Annotated in this window: 11 protein-coding genes and 4 pseudogenes; 3 read left to right on the plus strand and 12 right to left on the minus strand. The window is 61.6% G+C overall.

Features of this window, described 5'->3' with window-relative positions; genetic code table 11:
- Positions 1 to 15 precede the first annotated feature (15 nt).
- From K6N12_RS15725 to K6N12_RS15740, 4 genes and pseudogenes are all read right to left on the minus strand, one after another.
- Positions 16 to 1,254 (minus strand): glycosyltransferase family 2 protein, encoded by a 1,239-nt coding sequence (locus K6N12_RS15725; RefSeq protein WP_131711278.1) that lies wholly within the window; start codon positions 1,252 to 1,254, stop codon positions 16 to 18.
- Between the two features lie 17 nt (positions 1,255 to 1,271).
- The gene (locus K6N12_RS15730; RefSeq protein ID WP_222148859.1) at positions 1,272 to 1,898 is read right to left on the minus strand and encodes an SIS domain-containing protein; all 627 of its coding nucleotides are present in this window, start codon (positions 1,896 to 1,898) and stop codon (positions 1,272 to 1,274) included.
- A 207-nt stretch (positions 1,899 to 2,105) separates the two neighbouring features.
- Positions 2,106 to 2,462, minus strand: coding sequence for a RidA family protein (locus tag K6N12_RS15735; protein ID WP_222134914.1), 357 nt, complete (start codon positions 2,460 to 2,462; stop codon positions 2,106 to 2,108).
- A gap of 16 nt (positions 2,463 to 2,478) precedes the next feature.
- Positions 2,479 to 2,637, minus strand: a pseudogene (locus K6N12_RS15740) (ABC transporter permease); the annotation flags it as partial.
- Positions 2,638 to 2,649: 12 nt separating this feature from the next.
- On the opposite strand from K6N12_RS15740, the pseudogene K6N12_RS15745 reads away from it, so the two are divergent.
- Positions 2,650 to 2,961: pseudogene (locus K6N12_RS15745) on the plus strand (UDP-galactopyranose mutase); the annotation flags it as partial.
- Between the two features lie 35 nt (positions 2,962 to 2,996).
- Here the strand turns inward: K6N12_RS15745 and K6N12_RS15750 are convergent.
- The 5 genes from K6N12_RS15750 to K6N12_RS15770 form a co-directional block, all read right to left on the minus strand.
- A complete protein-coding gene (locus tag K6N12_RS15750) occupies positions 2,997 to 3,974 on the minus strand; it encodes an ABC transporter ATP-binding protein (RefSeq protein WP_131711275.1) in 978 nt (325 codons plus the stop codon).
- Positions 3,975 to 3,977: 3 nt separating this feature from the next.
- The gene (locus K6N12_RS15755) at positions 3,978 to 4,805 is read right to left on the minus strand and encodes a carbohydrate ABC transporter permease (protein WP_097626279.1); all 828 of its coding nucleotides are present in this window, start codon (positions 4,803 to 4,805) and stop codon (positions 3,978 to 3,980) included.
- A complete protein-coding gene (locus K6N12_RS15760; RefSeq protein ID WP_131711274.1) occupies positions 4,802 to 5,680 on the minus strand; it encodes a carbohydrate ABC transporter permease in 879 nt (292 codons plus the stop codon). Before K6N12_RS15760 ends, K6N12_RS15755 begins: the two co-directional genes overlap by 4 nt.
- Before the next feature lie 121 nt (positions 5,681 to 5,801).
- Positions 5,802 to 7,085 carry an ABC transporter substrate-binding protein gene (locus K6N12_RS15765; protein WP_097626277.1) on the minus strand — a complete coding sequence of 428 codons (1,284 nt, stop codon included), beginning with the start codon at positions 7,083 to 7,085 and terminating at the stop codon, positions 5,802 to 5,804.
- A gap of 37 nt (positions 7,086 to 7,122) precedes the next feature.
- A complete protein-coding gene (locus K6N12_RS15770) occupies positions 7,123 to 9,444 on the minus strand; it encodes an alpha-L-rhamnosidase (RefSeq protein WP_222148860.1) in 2,322 nt (773 codons plus the stop codon).
- A gap of 144 nt (positions 9,445 to 9,588) precedes the next feature.
- Here K6N12_RS15770 and K6N12_RS15775 point away from each other — a divergent pair, with 144 nt between their 5' ends.
- Positions 9,589 to 10,647 carry a LacI family DNA-binding transcriptional regulator gene (locus K6N12_RS15775; protein ID WP_097626334.1) on the plus strand — a complete coding sequence of 353 codons (1,059 nt, stop codon included), beginning with the start codon at positions 9,589 to 9,591 and terminating at the stop codon, positions 10,645 to 10,647.
- Positions 10,648 to 10,707: 60 nt separating this feature from the next.
- Here the strand turns inward: K6N12_RS15775 and K6N12_RS34110 are convergent.
- A pseudogene (locus K6N12_RS34110) lies at positions 10,708 to 10,923 on the minus strand (alpha-L-fucosidase); the annotation flags it as partial.
- Here K6N12_RS34110 and K6N12_RS15780 point away from each other — a divergent pair.
- Positions 10,914 to 11,661, plus strand: a pseudogene (locus K6N12_RS15780) (enolase-like domain-containing protein); the annotation flags it as partial. The pseudogenes K6N12_RS34110 and K6N12_RS15780 sit on opposite strands and share 10 nt — an antisense overlap.
- 599 nt (positions 11,662 to 12,260) lie before the next feature.
- On the opposite strand, the gene K6N12_RS15785 reads toward K6N12_RS15780, so the two are convergent.
- On the minus strand, positions 12,261 to 15,413 hold the full coding sequence (locus K6N12_RS15785; protein ID WP_222148861.1) for an efflux RND transporter permease subunit: 3,153 nt from the start codon (positions 15,411 to 15,413) through the stop codon (positions 12,261 to 12,263).
- Positions 15,413 to 16,513 (minus strand): efflux RND transporter periplasmic adaptor subunit, encoded by a 1,101-nt coding sequence (locus K6N12_RS15790; RefSeq protein WP_222134919.1) that lies wholly within the window; start codon positions 16,511 to 16,513, stop codon positions 15,413 to 15,415. Before K6N12_RS15790 ends, K6N12_RS15785 begins: the two co-directional genes overlap by 1 nt.
- Between the last annotated feature and the right edge of the window lie 123 nt (positions 16,514 to 16,636).

The raw sequence follows: 16,636 nt of genomic DNA on the forward strand, positions 1-16,636 counted from the left end.
ACCCTTTCGTGGCTCCTATCCCGCGAGAGGAGGCGTAGGCTTTTTGACGGGCAGCATGACCCCAAGGGCTCTTATCATCAGCCCTGATATAAAGATCTGAAACGCGGTAATGATGAGCCAGAGCCCGAAGACGGCCCAGTTGGTCTCGATGCCGATCTCAGGCAGCAGGTATCCGTTCCCGACATAGGAATCGAAGAGCGGAACCGCCAGAAAAACGCCGGCCAGAACGGCGACCACTGATCCCCAGATGGTTGCATTGTAAGGCAGGAGCCGCTCGAAACGGCTCTGCACATGTCCTGAATAGTCGAAAATCACCCGACCGATTGCCGCCGAAACCAGCATTGATTGGCCAAGGACGGCCAGGGCCATGGCAAACAGCATGGCATTGGACGAAAACCGCACACCGCCAATAGACATCGGCCCGGCGAGCAGCGGCAGCATGATTATCAGGCCGAGGGCCAGAAGCAGGAATCCCGGCCAGATGAGAAAAAAATCAAACCCGTAGACGAACATTGCCTGCAGATTGCGCCAGCCTGCGCGCCACGGCTCCATCCAGCCCCGCCGCTTCATGTGGCTTAGCCGGCCTTCCGGATCCTTCAGGAAGTGGATTGGCACCTCTGTGGTCGGAAGCTCCATATGCACGGACTTCAGCACCATCTCCGACGCATATTCCCATCCTTGCGATCGAAGGTCCATGCGAAGCAAGGCATCGACGCTGATGCCCCGCATGCCGCAATGGATGTCGGAAAAGCGGCTGCTGAACATCCGATTGAGGATCCACGTGGTCAGCGGCGTTCCGAAATAGCGATGCAGCGGCGGCATCGCTTTGTCTTCGATCGAGCCCTTGAACCGTGAGCCCATCACGAAGTCGAAGCCCTTCCGGAAGGCTTCGATAAACGGCGCTATTTGCCGAAAATCATAGGTGCAATCCGCATCACCCATGATGATGAACTTGCCGCGCACGTATGGAATGGCATCGATGTAAGCTCTGCCCAAACCGCGCTTCGGTGTCCGCAATACGCGGGCTCCTCTGTCACGGGCGATTTCCGGGGTTCGATCGGTGGAGCTGTCGACGATAAGGATCTCCACAGCCGCACCGCTTGCCGCAATACCCTCGCGGCACCAGTCGACGAAGGTTCCGATCGTCAATTCCTCATTGAGAGAGGGAACGAGGATCGTCACTTCAGGGTTGGCGACGTCATCGTCGGGCGTCAGAAGCGTCAATTCCGGATCGTGGATGCGGGGAAAATTCATGCGCGTGAAACGGCTCTTCAGGAAAGGGTAGGCGGAACAAGTCCGCAGGAAAAATCCAATACGGCATGGCATATCGCCAGATGGGCGATCTCCACATAACCATATTGATCGGACGCCACATAAAAGTTCAGGTCACCCAGATCGCGCAGCGGATTGCCCGGAGCGAAGCCGCTCAGGGTCATCACGGCGCAGCCCTTGTCGCGTGCGGTCCGGACGGCCCTGGTAATGCTTTCCGATCTTCCGGAGCTGCTGATTGCCACCAGCAGGTCACCTTCATTGGCGTGCATATCGATCTGCTTTGCGAAGACGTTCTCATAGCCGAGGTCGTTCGACAGGCAGGTCAGCGTCGCGCCGTCGTTCATCGCCATCGCGCGCAGCCCACCGTTTTTCGAGTAGTCCGTCGCCATGTGGCTGGCAATTGCCGCGCTGCCGCCGTTGCCGATGAACATGATCTTTCGGCCGGCATCGTGTGTGGCACGGGCCAATTGCATGGACTCCGTCACCGCCGCCGCATAATCCAACGGCTTTCCGGCTGACCGCGTGGCGGTCGTATTCACCAGAGCATGGCGGAGAAAAGTGAAGTAGCGATCCAGCTCGCCGGTTGTGACACCGAGCCCCGAAGACCTGTTCTCATGATCTGACATGCTCGTCCAGTCCCTCCGCCTTGGAAATTGGGGCGTCCTTAAAGTGTAAATGGTACAAAGGCAAGTTGCTCGCCCGCTCTTTTAAGGGTTGTCGGCAAGTGTCACGGGTTTGCAACCAACGGCCTCACGCCGCTTTCAGCGCTCGCACTTGTCATGCCATACCGGGGGGGCGATGGGTTGGCGGTCGTTTCCAGCAAGGACCGACCGTCAGTTCCCGATTGCGGCGATCATGCCGATCTCCACGGAAAATTCCGGCGCGGCGAGCCTCGCTTCGACGGTGGCGCGCGCCGGCGCGTGGCCGGACGGCACCCAGGTGTCCCAGACGGCGTTCATCTCTTCGAACTTGGACATATCCGCAAGCCATATCGTCGCGCTGAGGATTCGTGTCGAATTGCTGCCCACGCCCTCCAGAAGCCGCGTGATCCGCGCCAGGATGTCGGTTGTCCGCTCGCGGACGGAGGCATGAGGCGCATCAATCGCGACCTGGTCTGCGAGGAAGACGAAGCCGCCATAGGTCACGGCCTGGCTCATCCGCTTTCCGGTTTCGTAGCGCTCGATCTGCATGCTCAAACTCCTTGAGTTAGTCTCTGTGCGCGATCTTCTGGCGTTCGGCGCGTCGCTGCAGCCATTGGATCGTGGCGAGAAACAGCGTCGAAAACAGGATGAGGAGGGTGGCGACGGCAGCGATCGTCGGACTCAGCGTTTCCCGCACGCCGCTCCACATCTGGCGCGGCAGGGTTTCGGTACCCACACGCGTCTGACGGAACATAAGCATCTGTCTCCATGGGAGGTCCATTCCTGCTCGGTCTGTTATCGAGAGTTCTCCAGGGCCTGTGGCCCGGACGACATTCCCTACTATCCGATCCGCCTGATGGAAGAGAAGACGCAGCTTGCCCAATATGTAGCAAGATCCCTGCGGGAGACCTCCGTCACCTTTGTCGGTCGGCTCGGGACATACCGCTATCTCGACATGGACGTAACCATCCGCGAGGCGCTGGACACGGTCCGGCTATATCTATCCGCCGGGGCCGAGATGCCGGCATTCCTGCATCGGCCGCTCTAGCTATTTTACTCTCCTCGAGGGGCTTGGTCTTACCTTCAAAACCGATGCTCCGATCCATCGACCGGATTTGCCCAGACCGTCATGCCAGGTGCAAACGGCGTCTCGCCTTCGGCGCGCACGACCATTTCTCCTAAATCGGGAACGTCGAGGTAGAGGATCGCGTCGGCGCCGAGCCGTTCCACATGCCGGATCGTGCCCTGCCATTGTCCGGCATCTTCCGAGAGTTTGATATGTTCCGGGCGCACGCCGTAGGTCGTGCAGTTGAATCGCCGCGCCGTCTCGCCGCCGTAGAGGTTCATCTTCGGGCTGCCGATGAAGCCGGCGACGAAGGGTGTGGCGGGATTGCGGTAGAGTTCCATCGGGCTGCCGATCTGCTCGACCGCACCGCCGTTCAGGACGACGATCTTGTCGGCCATCGTCATGGCTTCGACCTGATCGTGGGTGACATAGATCATCGTCGATTTCAGCCGAGCGTGGAGATCGGCGATCTCGAGGCGCATCTGGGCTCTCAGCGAAGCGTCGAGATTGGAGAGCGGCTCGTCGAAGAGGAAGACCTTGGGGTCGCGCACGATCGCGCGGCCGATGGCGACGCGCTGCCTCTGGCCGCCGGAGAGCGCCTTCGGCTTTCTCTGCAGGAGATGGGTGAGCTGCAGCGTTTCGGCGGCTGCGTTGACCCTGGCTGTGATTTCCGCCTTCGGACGGCGGGCGAGCGAAAGTCCGAAGCCGATATTCTCGGCAACCGTCATATGCGGGTAGAGCGCATAGCTCTGGAACACCATGGCGATGCCGCGCTCGGAGGGTTCGGCATGGGTCACATCCTTGCCGCCGATCGTCAGTACGCCCGACGTCGTCTCCTCCAGGCCGGCGATGATGCGCAGCAGCGTCGATTTTCCGCATCCCGACGGGCCGACGAAAACGACGAACTCGCCGGAGGCGACCTCCAGATCGATGCCCTTGATGACCTCGAGGGCGCCGAAGCTCTTGCGGACCTTTTTCAGAGTGAGCTCAGCCATCTTCTAGCCTTTGACCGCGCCTGATGTCATGCCCGCGACGATCTGCCGGTTGAAGAAGATGAAGACGATCAGCGGGGGGATCGTCACGAGCAGGATATTCATGAAGAGCAGGTTGTACTGGCTCGTATACATGCTCTGGAAATTATAAAGCGTCAGCTGCACCGTCACGTTCTCCTTGCCGGGAAGGTAATAAAGCGGGTTGGTGAAATCGTTGAAGATCGCGATCGACTGCACGACGATATTGGTTACCGTCACCGGTTTCAGAAGCGGCAAGATGACCCTGAAGAAGATCTGCCGCGGCTTGGCGCCGTCGATCAGCGCCGCTTCGTCGAGATCGCGCGGTATGGTCGAGATGAACGACCGGTAGAGCAAGATCGAAAAGGACAGATTATAGGCGACCTGGATCAGGATCATTCCGGTCATGGTCTTGAAGAGACCGATCTCCTGCAAAAGGCCGATGGTCGGCACGACCGCCGGCGGCATCATCAGACCCATGAACAGCGCAACCGAAGCCACCTTGTTCCAGACGGTCCTGCGGCGCTGCATCACATATCCGACCATCGCCGATAGCAGGAGCAGGATGCTGACGGAGACGACGGTGATCAGAGTGGAGTTGAAATAGGCGAGCGCGAGCTGGTAGTCGCGAGCCTTGAAGACGGCGATCAGATTGTCCCAGAACAGCCACTGCCCGGGCAATTCGAAATCGAGGCGGGAGGCTTCGGATTTCGATTTGACCGCCTGAAGAGCGACGAAAACGAAGGGCATTACGAAGATCACGGCCGCGACGGCCAGGGCGATCGCGCCGGTCACGTAAGGGCGGACGCTTCTCATTCTTCGACCTCGCGCCGGTTGAACCACAGGGAGATGGGCAGGATGATCCCGGCGATCAGTGCAAACAGGATGACGTTTCCGGCGGTCGACAGCCCATAAAAACCGGCCTGGTACTGCTTGTAGATGACCGAGGCGATCACATCCGAGGAGAAACCGGGCCCGCCGCGCGTCATCGCCCATATCAGGTCGAACGAACGAAGCCCGCCGATCAGCGACAATGTCACTACGACGATAGTGGCGGGACGCACGAGCGGCAGGGTGATCCGGAAAAATTGCTGAAGCCGTGTCGCGCCGTCGATTCTCGCCGCCTCGTAATAATCGGGGCTGATCGCAGCGAGGCCGGCGATGAAGATCAGGGTCGCAAGGCCGACACCCTTCCAGACATCGACCAGGGCCACCGAAAAAAGCGCGAGCGCCGGATTGGTGAGCCATCCCGGCCCCGGAATGCCGAGCGCTTCGAGCGTGACATTGATGATGCCCCTGGTCGGATGCATCATCACCGTGAAGGTGATGCCGATGCCGATCGTCGACACAAGGACGGGAAAGAAGACCAGCGTGCGCAGGAAGCCGCGAGCGAAAATATTGCTGGTCAGCAGCACGGCGAGCAGCAGACCGCAGACCGTCTTCAGGCCCGACGTGGTCACGGCGTAGATCAGCGTATTGACGAGCCCCTTGACCAGGAAGGGTTCGGAAAAGAACTGCCGAAAGTTTTCGAGCCCGATGAATTCTGCCGTCGAAAGATCCCAGCGCGTCAGGCTGAACCAGAGAGACGATACCGTCGGAAAAAGAAACAGCACGCCGTAAATGATGGCGGCGGGAATGAAAAACCACAGCGGATAGGGCGATTTGCGCGCCGGGCGGCGTGTCTCGGTCATGGCTCCCTCTTCCCTCGGGCGGAGCCTCGCTTTTTAGAAACGAGGCGCCAACTGCATAAGTGTTACAGCGTCATTTGCGCGTCCGAAACGATGCGCGGCGCCGTAGCCCCGAAAGACCGCTCTACCAGTTGGGCAGGCCGAGCTGCTTGGCCTGCTTGCGCACATCCTCGTCATAGAGTTTCGCCGCCTCGGCGGGTTGGCGAATACCGGAGCCGACCTCAACGGTGATCTGCTCGAGCGCCGGTCCCTTGACGGGCGACACGAATTCCAAGGCGGGAGTCGTCTTGTCCTTGGCCTCGAAATAGGGAAGCATGTCCTTGATCGCAGGCGGCACGTCGGCCGGCAGATCGCAGCCGTCGACCAGGGAGGGGCCCTGGACCGCGTTGGTTTCCACCATGATCTTGCAGCCCTCGACGCTTCCGGCGAAGTCGACGAATTTTTTCGCTTCCTCGGCATGCTGGCTGGTCGCGGGAATGTAAAGGCCCGGCGGCATCCAGACCGTCAGGCCGTTCGTTGCCGCATCGTCGCTCGGCTGGGCGAAGAAGCCGACATCTGCGAGGTTTTCCGGATAATTCTGTTTGAGCGCACTGACCGCGAAGCTCAGCATCGGATAATGCGCCGCCTCGCCGGTCGATACCATTCTCAAGCCGTCGTCGTAGCTTGCCGCGCCGAAGTCTTCGTTCATCAGGCCGGCGTCGTGAACGTCCTTCAGCCGTTCGAAGCCCTTCATGGCCGCCGGCGTCTCCGCATATTTCGCCTTGTTGGCGGTATAGTCCGCGGCGAAATTCGGCACGGCGGCATGCAGATTGTAATAATCGGCCAGAACGAACAACTGCGAAGTCCAGGTATCGCGATAGGTCTGCGCCACGGCGACCTTGCCGGATGCCTTGACCTTGGCGTTGTTCGCCATGAAATCCGCCCAGGTCTTCGGAACGGAGAGGCCAAGATCCTGATAGATCTTCCTGTTGTAGAGGATCCCGCCGGCCATCGCCGTGCCGAAAGGAACGCCGTAGAGTTTATCGCCGGCGCTGACCACCGCCTTGAAGCTTTCGTCCACCTTTGCCTGTGACGGCAGGCCGCTCAGATCGACAAGTTTCTGCGTGGGCTTGAGCGCCTGTAAGAGCGAACCGGAATTATAGAGGAATACATCGGACATCTCCCCTGTCGCCAAGCGCGTCTTGATGATGTTGTCGCCCTCGCCGCCGCCCGGCCGCTGTTCGATTTCGATCGTCACGTCGGGCGCCTTGGTCTGATAGGCGGCAACCAGGGCCTCGGCTGCTGCGACCGTGTCGGGATTGTTGTCAATCAGGAAAGACAGCGTGGTTTCTGCATGCGATGGACCGGCCGCTGCCAACGCCAGAAGCGTGGATGCGCCCGCAAGAATGCGCTTTATCCGATGTGTCATGACGTTCCTCCTCTGAACGGTGTGACGTTTATGCTCCTCAAAATTCGGGTAGAGAAAAGACCAGTTGGTGCGTTCCCGGGGGGAGAACGGCCTCCTCGCCGACGGGCTTTCCGTTCAGCGAGGGGTGCTGATGCCGCCGTCCGGGCCGGAAGCGGCCGATGCAGCCTTCCGGAAGGGTCAGCACATAGGTGACCTCGCTGCCGGTGCAATGCCAGCCGGCCTCGATGCGGCCCTGGCTGACGTCATGATGGGCCGCAACCGGCGAGAGGCCGGGGATCGGCGCGGGATCGACGATCACCTCGGCAAAGCCGGGCGCGCTCGGGTTCGGCGAAATTCCGGCGACGCATTCGAACAGCCACTGGCAGACGGCGCCATAGGCGTAGTGGTTGTAGCTGTTCATGTCGGGTTCGTAGATGGTGCCGTCAGGCGCCATCGAATCCCAGCGCTCCCAGATCGTCGTCGCCCCCTTCGAAACCTGATAGAGCCAGCCCGGCACATTCTCCTGCAGGAAGACCTTTTCGGCGAGATCGTCCATCCCGAGCTTCGTCAGCGCCGGCAAAAGGGCAGGGGTGCCGATGAAGCCGGTGCCGATCCGGTAATCGGCATCGATGACCACCTGCCGGAAATGCCGCCGGGCAGCCTCATGATGTTCCTGTGGGATCAGATTGTGCAGGAAGGCCAGCGCATAGGATGTCTGGTCGTTGTGCGCGAGCCGCCCCGCCGGCGTGATGAACTCGTCGGCGAAAGCCCGCCGGATCTCGCCGGCGCGCCGCTTCATCTCGTCTTCAAGTTTTTGCTCGCCGAGAACGGCGGCGATCCTTGCAAGAAGGTCGGTGGAGATGAAGTGGTAGAGTGTGGCCGCGCAGTCGTCGGCAATCGTCGGACGCGGCTTGCGGTTGTCGCCGACCGGCTGCAACCAGTCGCCGAAAGTAAAGCCGCGGGCGCCCCAATGCGACGGCGGATGCACGATCGGGCCATCCGAAATGGACCAGACGAAATCGACCCAGCGCACCATTGAGGCTAGGCATTCCGCCAGAACCGCCCGGTCGCCGTAATGGGTGTAAAGCACCCAGGGGATCACGACGATCGCATCGCCCCAGCCGGTCGAGCCCGCATAACCCGGGAAATTGGCGGGATGCAGGCGCGTCGGGTCCGGCGAAAAATGCGAGACGGCGCCGTCCTCTCGCTGATCGGCCATCACATCGCGCAGATATTTCCTCAGGAACGACTGGCTGTCGCTCAGCCAGCAGGCGGTTGCAGCAAACACCTGCGCGTCGCCGGTCCAGCCCAGGCGTTCGTCGCGCTGCGGGCAATCTGTGGGCACTTCGACGAAATTGGCGCGCTGCGACCAGATGGTATTCTGGACGAGGCGGTTGACGAGCGGGTTGCCCGAGGTGAACGCGCCGGCCGGTTCCGGCACCGATGAGATCGGGATGGATGCGATTTCAAGAATCTTCGCATTTCCCGTGATCGTCACCCTGGCATAACGGAAGCCGTGGAATGTGAAATGCGGCGCATAGGTCTCGTCGCCGTCGCCGCGCACTGTGTAGAGCGTGTGCGCCGCGGCCGTGCGATAGTTGCGATTGTCGAAATGCCGGTCGGGGCCGAGCACTTCCGAGTGCTCCACCCGCACTTCGGCACCGCCGACGCCGCGGACTGTATATCTGACGTAACCGCCGACGTTCTGGCCGAAATCATAGATCGTTCTGCCGTTGTCGTCGGTCCAGCTTTCGACGGCGGCGAGCGGTTGCAATTCCCGCACTGCTGCCGTCTCATGCGCGACGAGCAGCGCCGTGTTGAACGGCAATCTTTCGGTGCCGTGCGTTTCCGTGGGATTTTCCAGCAGCGCGTCATAGATCTCGCCGAAATAGATCCCCGATTTCAGGATCGGCAGCCTGCCGCTGCGCCAGGTCGTGTCGGTGGAAAGAATGACGCCGCCCGGTCCCACAAGATCCGCAATGGCGCCGATCCTGTCGCCCCAGCAGTTCGGGATCGGCTTGGTGCCCCACATCAGGGGCGACCGGTACCATCCGTCGGCAATCCAGATCTCGATGCGATTGAGGCCCGGCTTGATGAGGCTGGAAACATCGTAGCGCTGATAGGCGATGCGATCGTCGTAATTCGTCCAGCCCGGCGTCAACAGGTCGTCGCCGACGCGCGCGCCATTGATGAAGCAGCGGTAAAGGCCGAGGGCGGAGATGAACAGTTCGACGGGAAGCCCGGCGCCATCATGTTCGAAGCTTTTGGAGACGAAGCTTGCGGCGGTTCCCTGGCCGCCGTCCGACAGGGGCGCGATCATCTCTCCCGACCAGGCGCGCGAAACGAGATTGCCGCTTATGGCTGCCGGCTGAAAGTTCATCAAATCCTCCCGATGAAATGTAGAACGTTCTCCATATAACGTTCTACATTTTCTTCGGAAGCGCAATAGAAATTTCATCGCCAGTCTGCCATGGTGGTTTTGCGGGCGATTAATGACGGCTCGCAGCCGCAAGCCAGAGAGTCCATGTCAGTCGAAGACAAACAGAAGCCGCAACGAAACGATCGCGTGACGATCCGAACAGTGGCAACCCATGCAGGCGTCTCGGTCGCAGCGGTTTCCAAGGTGATGCGAAACGCCTACGGCGTCAGTGAGGCGCTGCGCGCCAAGGTGACGGATGCCATCGAGACGCTCGGCTATCGTCCCTCGCGGGCAGCAAGAGGCCTGCGCGGCCGCAGTTTCACCATCGGCGTGCTGCTGATCGACATCCGCAATCCTTTCCTCCCGGAAGTGATCGCCGGCGTCAACGGGGTACTGGCGCCTTCGCATTATCAGGCGATGATCGGCGTCAGCGATGCGCGCGTGCAGCTGGAGACGTCGTTGATCGAGTCGATGATCGACTACAAGATGGACGGGCTCGTTCTCGTGGCGCCGCGCCTGCCCTCGGAAATCCTCGCCAAGTTCGCGGCCCAGATCCCGATCGTCGCTGTCGGCTACCACGATGCCGGCGCCACGGCCTTCGACACCGTCAATGCCGACGATCAGCGCGGCGCGGAGATCGCGGTGGAAGCGCTGCTTGCCTGCGGCTATCGCGACATCGAAATGCTCAGTCTCGGCGAGCGCGAAGGGCATGCGGTTTCCGTCGTCCGCCAGCGTGAGATCGGGTACCGCCGAGCGATGCAGCGCGGCGGGCTCGGCGCCTCCGCGCCGATCGGCAAAATTCCGATCGCCCCGCTGAAGCGGGAAGCCGCGATGCGAAAATTCCTCGCGAGGAAAGACAGGCCGCGCGCCGTATTCTGCTGGAGCGATCTCGACGCGATCACGCTGCTGAGCCTGGCGATGGAAATGGGCGTGCGCGTGCCCGAGGACCTCGCGGTCATCGGATATGACAATTCGTCGACCGCAGCCCTCGGCCTCGTCAATCTCGCCAGCATCGATCAGTCGGGCAGGGAGCTTGGCCAGATCGCGACCCGGGCCCTCATCTCCAGAATTGAAGGCCGCACCGCGGCCGAGCATATTCTCCAGACACCATCGCTCGTCAGCCGCAACAGTCTGATCGGGTCTGAGGACGCGAGACAAGGCTGATGCCGACCGAGCCGGTCTCCTGAGCGGGCACCATGTCGTGCCCGCTCAAGGCACTGCACCTTAATCCTGAACGCCAGCAGCGCTCCCCGCCTTCAGCTTGACCTCGATGACCGGGACGACGACCTTGGGGCGGCGCAGCGGCAACACGAATGTCAGTTCGTCGTCGCCGACGGGGAACTGGGTGTTCGCCCACAGCGTATTGGCGGACGGGCGCAGCCAGGTGACCTCACTGGCATCGTGCAGGAATTGCGCATATTCGATCTTGCCGGCCAGGGAACCGCTGGTTCAAGATCAAGCTTTCTGGCGTGGTCGATGCCGATATCGGCCGGCTGGCGCGGATCGCCGTCGTGCTGGACCGCCTGCCGGACTATCGGCTGACGGTCGACCGCAACGAACAATTCAGCTCTGCCGAACCGCTTGCCGACCTACTGGCGCGCATCGCGGGGATGCCGCCGCTGGCACGGTTGCGTGCGTGGGGCCATTGCCTTTGTCGAACAGCCGTTCTCGCGCGCGATCACCATGGAAACACCGCTCGGGGCTCTGGCGGCGCAGCTGCCCTTCCTGATCGATGAGAGCGACGATGGCGACGAGGCCTTCGCCCGCGCCCGTGAGCTTGGCCATACCGGCGTCTCCTCGAAAACCTGCAAGGGCGTCTATCGCTCGCTTCTCAAGGCGATCCGCATCAGGACGACAGGCGTGCCGGGCCTGTTCCTCTCCGGCGAAGACCTGACCTGTCAGGTCGGGCTTGCCGTGCAGCAGGATCTGGCGCTGGTTTCGCTGCTCGGCCTCTCCCATGTCGCGCGTAACGGCCATCACTATGTAGCCGGCATGCAGGGTGCGCCGCAGGCGGAGATGGCGCGTTTTGCGGCGGCCCACCCGGATATTTACGAGCAGGGTGCCGAAGGACCGCTGTTGTCGATCCGCGACGGAAGGATCTCTATCGCTTCGCTGGGGGCGATCGGCTACGCCAGCAGCGCCTTGCCCGATTTCGAGGCGATGAAACCGCTGTCGTGAGCGCGCGATAAATCACCCCGTTCCGCCAATTGAAATGTCTTCCGACAGAGCATCACGCTCTTTGCGAAGGCTCTCCGCACGGCCTGGTTCAATCGCTTCGCTCAGAAAATGAGAGAGCAAGACGTAGTTATCTTGCAGGCAAAGTCGAAGAACTTTGGCAATTCTATAGTCGTAAAATATCGAGTGAAACGGACGCGCCCTCCGCGAAATCGCGGCGAGTATGACTTTCCCCTCCGCGAAGCGGCCAAGCAGAATATTTCGAGGTGCCTTGGACACACGACCCTCCGGATTGAGCTGAGGTCGATCTCTAATAGCTGTGCGGATGTCAAGCGCAGTTAAGGAAGTGTAAAGTTTGGTAAAGATTCTCGTGGCGACGTGCGCGCTGCGCTGCGGGCAGTCGATCGAGACGGGGAAACTGCAATCAGGATGAGTGCTCGGACTAGCGTTTCTAGAAGATGCAGGACGCGCAGGCGGCTTGTGGCCGCCTGCGGGGGAATACGTCCCGCGGTCTTGTTCCGGGGGAGGGGAACGCGACCGAAGAGGGTGCCGTCGCCGGCCTTGTGCGGTGGGGCAGCGTCTGCCCAATCACCTGTGGGGCATCATCTCTGAGCTTGTCCCCGTTTCGAAATCTCAGGCTGGAAGGCGATCGCCGCGTGATCGTTGGACGCATGCGGCTTATCCCCGGCGATGTCCTCGGCCAGTCCGATCCGGCGCAGGACCCGTTTGAGGATCTGTTCCAGATCGTCGACGAAAGTGAAGATGACGGGGATGACGATGAGGCTGAGCAGCGTCGACATCACCACGCCGCCGATCACGACGATTGCCATCGGCTGGCGGAAGCTCGAATCACCGCCCATCAGGCTGAGTGCCGCCGGCAGCATGCCCGAGGCCATGGCAATGGTGGTCATGACGATCGGCCGTGCGCGCTTGTGGCAGGCATCCACTAAGGCGTCGAATCTCGACATGCCACGCTGACGCGACATGATCGCATATTCGATGAGCAGGATGGAGTTCTTCGTCACCACGCCCATCAGCATGAGCAGGCCGATGACAACAGGCATGGAGAAGCTCGTTCCGGTCACCACCAGCGGCACCAACGCGCCGCCGAGCGAGAGCGGCAGCGCCATCAGAAGCGTCAGCGGCTGCAGGAAATCGTGGAAGAGCAGCACCATGACCGCATAGATGCAGAACACGCCGATCGCCATCGCCAGCCCGAAACTCTGGAACAGCTCCGAACTGCGCTGAAGTTCGCCCTGGTTGACCACGGTGACGCCCGAGGGCAGATGACGAAGTGCCGGCAGCGCCTGCGCTTCGCGGTTGACGTCGCCGAGGATGCGGCCATTGAGTTCGACGGAAAGGGTAACATTGCGCATCCGGTCGATCCGATCGATCTCCGACGGGCTGCCGCCGATCTTCACATCGGCGATCGATCCGAGATCGACGTTGCCGTTGGTTCCCGCGACCCGCATGTTCTTGATGTCGTCCAGATTGGTACGCGCCTCGGGCGAGAAGCGGACGACGATCGGAATCTGCCGCTGAGGCAGGTTGAGCTTCGGCAGGTCGGCCGAATATTCGCCGTTGGTCGCCACGCGCACGGCCTCGGCGATGGCGCTCGACGTTACTCCGAGGGCGGCGCTGCGCGCAAAGTCGGGCGTGATCTGGATCTCGGGCGCCTGTCTGGCTGCGGTCGATGTCACAGCGCCGATGCCCTGCAGTGAGCGGAGCTGCTCCTCGAGCGCCGTACTGGCGCTGTCGAGGACATTTGCATCGTCGCCAGCCAGCGTGATCTCGAGTTTCGTGCCATTGCCGCCGCCGCCGACCTCCACGCGCACGCCGGGGAGGATGGAAAGCGCCTGCCGGATATCGTTTTCGATTTCCGACTGCTTGCGGTCACGCTCGTCGATGGGCGGCAGCACGGCAACGATCGTCGCCGATCCGACATCGCTCGTGGTGCCGGCGTCGGGACCGCCGCCCGAGGACACCGATCCGACGGCGGAGAAGACATGGGTCACGTCGGGAAGCTTGCCGATGATATCCGCGGCCTTCCTGCTGGTGGCGTCGGTCTGCTCGATGGTGGCGCCCGGCTGCATGGTCAGCGTGATCTGGGTCCGCGCGTCGTCGGACGCGGGCAGGAAGCCCGATTTCAACAGGGGAATGGTCGAAAGCGAGAGCGCCACGATGACGGCGGTGACGGCCACGGTCGTCTTCCTGCGGTGCATGGCGGCCTTCACGATTGATATATAGGCGCGCATGATCCGGCCGTCCTTCTCCTCAGTCGGATGGGCCTTCATGAAATAGGCGGCCATCATCGGCGTAAGCAGGCGAGCGACGACCAGCGAGGCGAGAACGGCGACGGCAGCGGTGATGCCGAACTGGCGGAAGATAAGGCCCGGTATGCCGCTCATGAATGCTGTCGGCAGGAACACCGAAACCAGCGTGAAGGTGGTTGCGATGACGGCAAGCCCGATCTCGTTGGCTGCTTCGAGAGCGGCATCGATCGGCCGCTTGCCCATCTGCAGGTGGCGGGCGATGTTTTCGATCTCGACGATGGCATCGTCGACAAGGATGCCGACCACCAGCGACAGCGCAAGCAGCGTGACGATGTTCAAGCTGAAGTCGGCGAGATACATGACAAGGAAGGTCGGTATGACGGACAAGGGCAGCGCCACGGCCGACAGGATCGTCGCCCGCCAGTCCCGGAGGAAAAGCCAGACGACGATGATCGCCAGGATCGCGCCTTCGTAGAGCATGTGCATCGAGCCATCATAGTTGCCGATGATCGGACCGATCGTGCTGTAAGCCTCGTCGATCTCAACGTTGGAATGCTTGGCGGCGAACTCCCCGATCGCCTTCTCGACATCGGCGGCGACACCGCTGTCGGAAAATCCGTTCGAGCGCTTGATCTCGACCGCGATCACCGGCTTGCCGTCGAGATAGGCCATCGAGGAGCGCTCGGCGAAGCTGTCGCTGATGGATGCGACGTCGTCGAGGCGAACCTGCTGGCCGTTCGCCAGCGGGATTTTCAGCCCCTTCAGCGCCTCGATCGATGGCAGGGCACCGAGCGTGCGCAAGGTCTGGCGGGTGCCGCCGATTTCGCCGAGGCCGCCCGACGTATCCGTCTGCACGGCCTTCAGCTGCGACGATACGGTGGCCGCGGTGACGCCGAGCGACGCCATCGTCGCGGGATCGAGATCCACATGCACCTCGCGGTCGATCCCGCCGATGCGGTTGACTTGCCCGACACCGGGCACCGAAAGCAGTGCCTTGGTCAGATCATTGTCGACGAACCAGGAAAGCTCGGTCTCGTTGAGAGCGGTCGAGCGGACGGCATAGGTGACCAGTGCGGAGCTCTGTACGGTGACCTTGGTGACGCTCGGTGTTTCCATCTGCGCCGGCAGGTCGCCTTTGACGCTGTCGACGGCATTGCGGACTTCGTTCAGGGCCGTTTCGCTGTCTTTTTCCAGCTTGAAGGACACCTTGACCGAAACGGTTCCATCCGTGATCGTCGTGGTGATGTGATCGAGATAGCTGAGCGCGGCAAGACTGTCCTCGATCGTGCGGGCAACCTCGGTTTCCAGCTGCGTCGGCGCCGCGCCGTCGAGCGTCGCGGTGACGTTGATCGTGGGAAGGTCCATATCCGGGAAATTCTGGATCGGCAGCTGTTTGAAGGCCAAGAGCCCGCCGGCTGTCAGCATCACAAACAGCAATATCGCCGGTACGGGGTTACGGATCGACCAGGCTGAGAAGTTCATCAGTTTGTCTCCGCAATCTTCACGAGGTCGTTGTCGGACAGGAACGCGCCGCCCGAGTTCACCACTTTCGCCGAGCGATCGATGCCGGAGACGATTTCCACCTCGCCATTGTTGCGGCGGCCGGTTTCCACTCTGACCTTTCTGACCCGCTGATCCTCACCTGAAGTGAAGAGGTAACTGATGCCATCCCGGAACACGATCGCCGTCTCCGGAACGGTCAGTGCCGGCGAGGTCTGCAACTCGATATTGCCGGTGACATAGAGACCGGTGCGCGGCCGGACATCGGTGGGAAGCGCCACATAGACGATTGCCCGGCTGGTATCGGTGCTGACCGAAGGCCCGACAAGTCTCACCTTGCCGTCGATGACCTGGCCGTACGGTCCGTTGATCCTGACGCTCAAGCCTTCCGAAATGCGCGGGAGGTAGCGTGCTGACACTTCGGCCTGCCATTCGACACGCTGCTGGCGAACCATGCGAAACAACTCGGTGCCGGCGGAGACGACGGCGCCGAGATTGGCGGAACGCGACGTGATCACCCCGTCGTCGACGGCCGTGATTGTCGTCTGCGCAAGCTTGATCTTTTCGGTGTCGAGCGCGGCTTCTTCGGACGCAACACTTGCCGTCGCCGTCTGCTCATCGGCCAGATATTCGACGATCTTCTCGTCGGAAAGCGCGCCGGAAGGTTGCAGCTGTCGCGCCCGGTCGGCATTGGCCTTGGCCTTCGACAGGCTTGCCTTGGCGTTTTCGACCGCCGCCTCCTGCTTGCGGAGATCGGCGAGCACGCTCTCCTGCGAAAGCTGGACGAGCGTCTGTCCCTTGGTGACCACGGAGCCGACGTCGACCAGGACATCGGTTATGCGCAGGCCGCTGGTTTCGGAGGCGATGACCGCTTCCTGCCAGGGCTTCAGCCAGCCGCTCGCGGGAACGGTCTCCGGCCAGTCCCGCTGCGCCGGCGCCGTCAGGGAGACGGTGAGGGCGGGCGCCGCCGCCTGCTCGGCCGCGGCATTGCGCAGGGGGAAGAAAAGCGCGGCCGCAACGAGAGCGGCGGCGCATAGCCTGGATGGTTTTCTCAACGATGCACTCCTTGTGGTCAAAGGCATCGCTGCCTTTTCCCGATCCGCGATCAACTCGATGACGGATTGCGGCTCATGCACGGCAATCCGATCCCGGCTCGCGTCGATGTCATGGCAGGTTAAGTAACGGACCGAACGTTAAGTGCGGTC

It is taken from the genome of Rhizobium redzepovicii, assembly GCF_019793435.1.
In the GTDB taxonomy this organism is placed as follows: Bacteria; Pseudomonadota; Alphaproteobacteria; order Rhizobiales; family Rhizobiaceae; genus Rhizobium; species Rhizobium redzepovicii.

Bases quoted from the DNA above. Each gene is read 5' to 3' on its own strand.
- K6N12_RS15725 (WP_131711278.1), bottom strand. From the start codon at position 1,254: ATGAATTTTCCCCGCATCCACGATCCGGAATTGACGCTTCTGACGCCC.
- K6N12_RS15730 (WP_222148859.1), bottom strand. From the start codon at position 1,898: ATGTCAGATCATGAGAACAGGTCTTCGGGGCTCGGTGTCACAACCGGC.
- K6N12_RS15735 (WP_222134914.1), bottom strand. From the start codon at position 2,462: ATGCAGATCGAGCGCTACGAAACCGGAAAGCGGATGAGCCAGGCCGTG.
- K6N12_RS15750 (WP_131711275.1), bottom strand. From the start codon at position 3,974: ATGGCTGAGCTCACTCTGAAAAAGGTCCGCAAGAGCTTCGGCGCCCTC.
- K6N12_RS15755 (WP_097626279.1), bottom strand. From the start codon at position 4,805: ATGAGAAGCGTCCGCCCTTACGTGACCGGCGCGATCGCCCTGGCCGTC.
- K6N12_RS15760 (WP_131711274.1), bottom strand. From the start codon at position 5,680: ATGACCGAGACACGCCGCCCGGCGCGCAAATCGCCCTATCCGCTGTGG.
- K6N12_RS15765 (WP_097626277.1), bottom strand. From the start codon at position 7,085: ATGACACATCGGATAAAGCGCATTCTTGCGGGCGCATCCACGCTTCTG.
- K6N12_RS15770 (WP_222148860.1), bottom strand. From the start codon at position 9,444: ATGAACTTTCAGCCGGCAGCCATAAGCGGCAATCTCGTTTCGCGCGCC.
- K6N12_RS15775 (WP_097626334.1), top strand. From the start codon at position 9,589: ATGTCAGTCGAAGACAAACAGAAGCCGCAACGAAACGATCGCGTGACG.
- K6N12_RS15785 (WP_222148861.1), bottom strand. From the start codon at position 15,413: ATGAACTTCTCAGCCTGGTCGATCCGTAACCCCGTACCGGCGATATTG.
- K6N12_RS15790 (WP_222134919.1), bottom strand. From the start codon at position 16,513: ATGCCTTTGACCACAAGGAGTGCATCGTTGAGAAAACCATCCAGGCTA.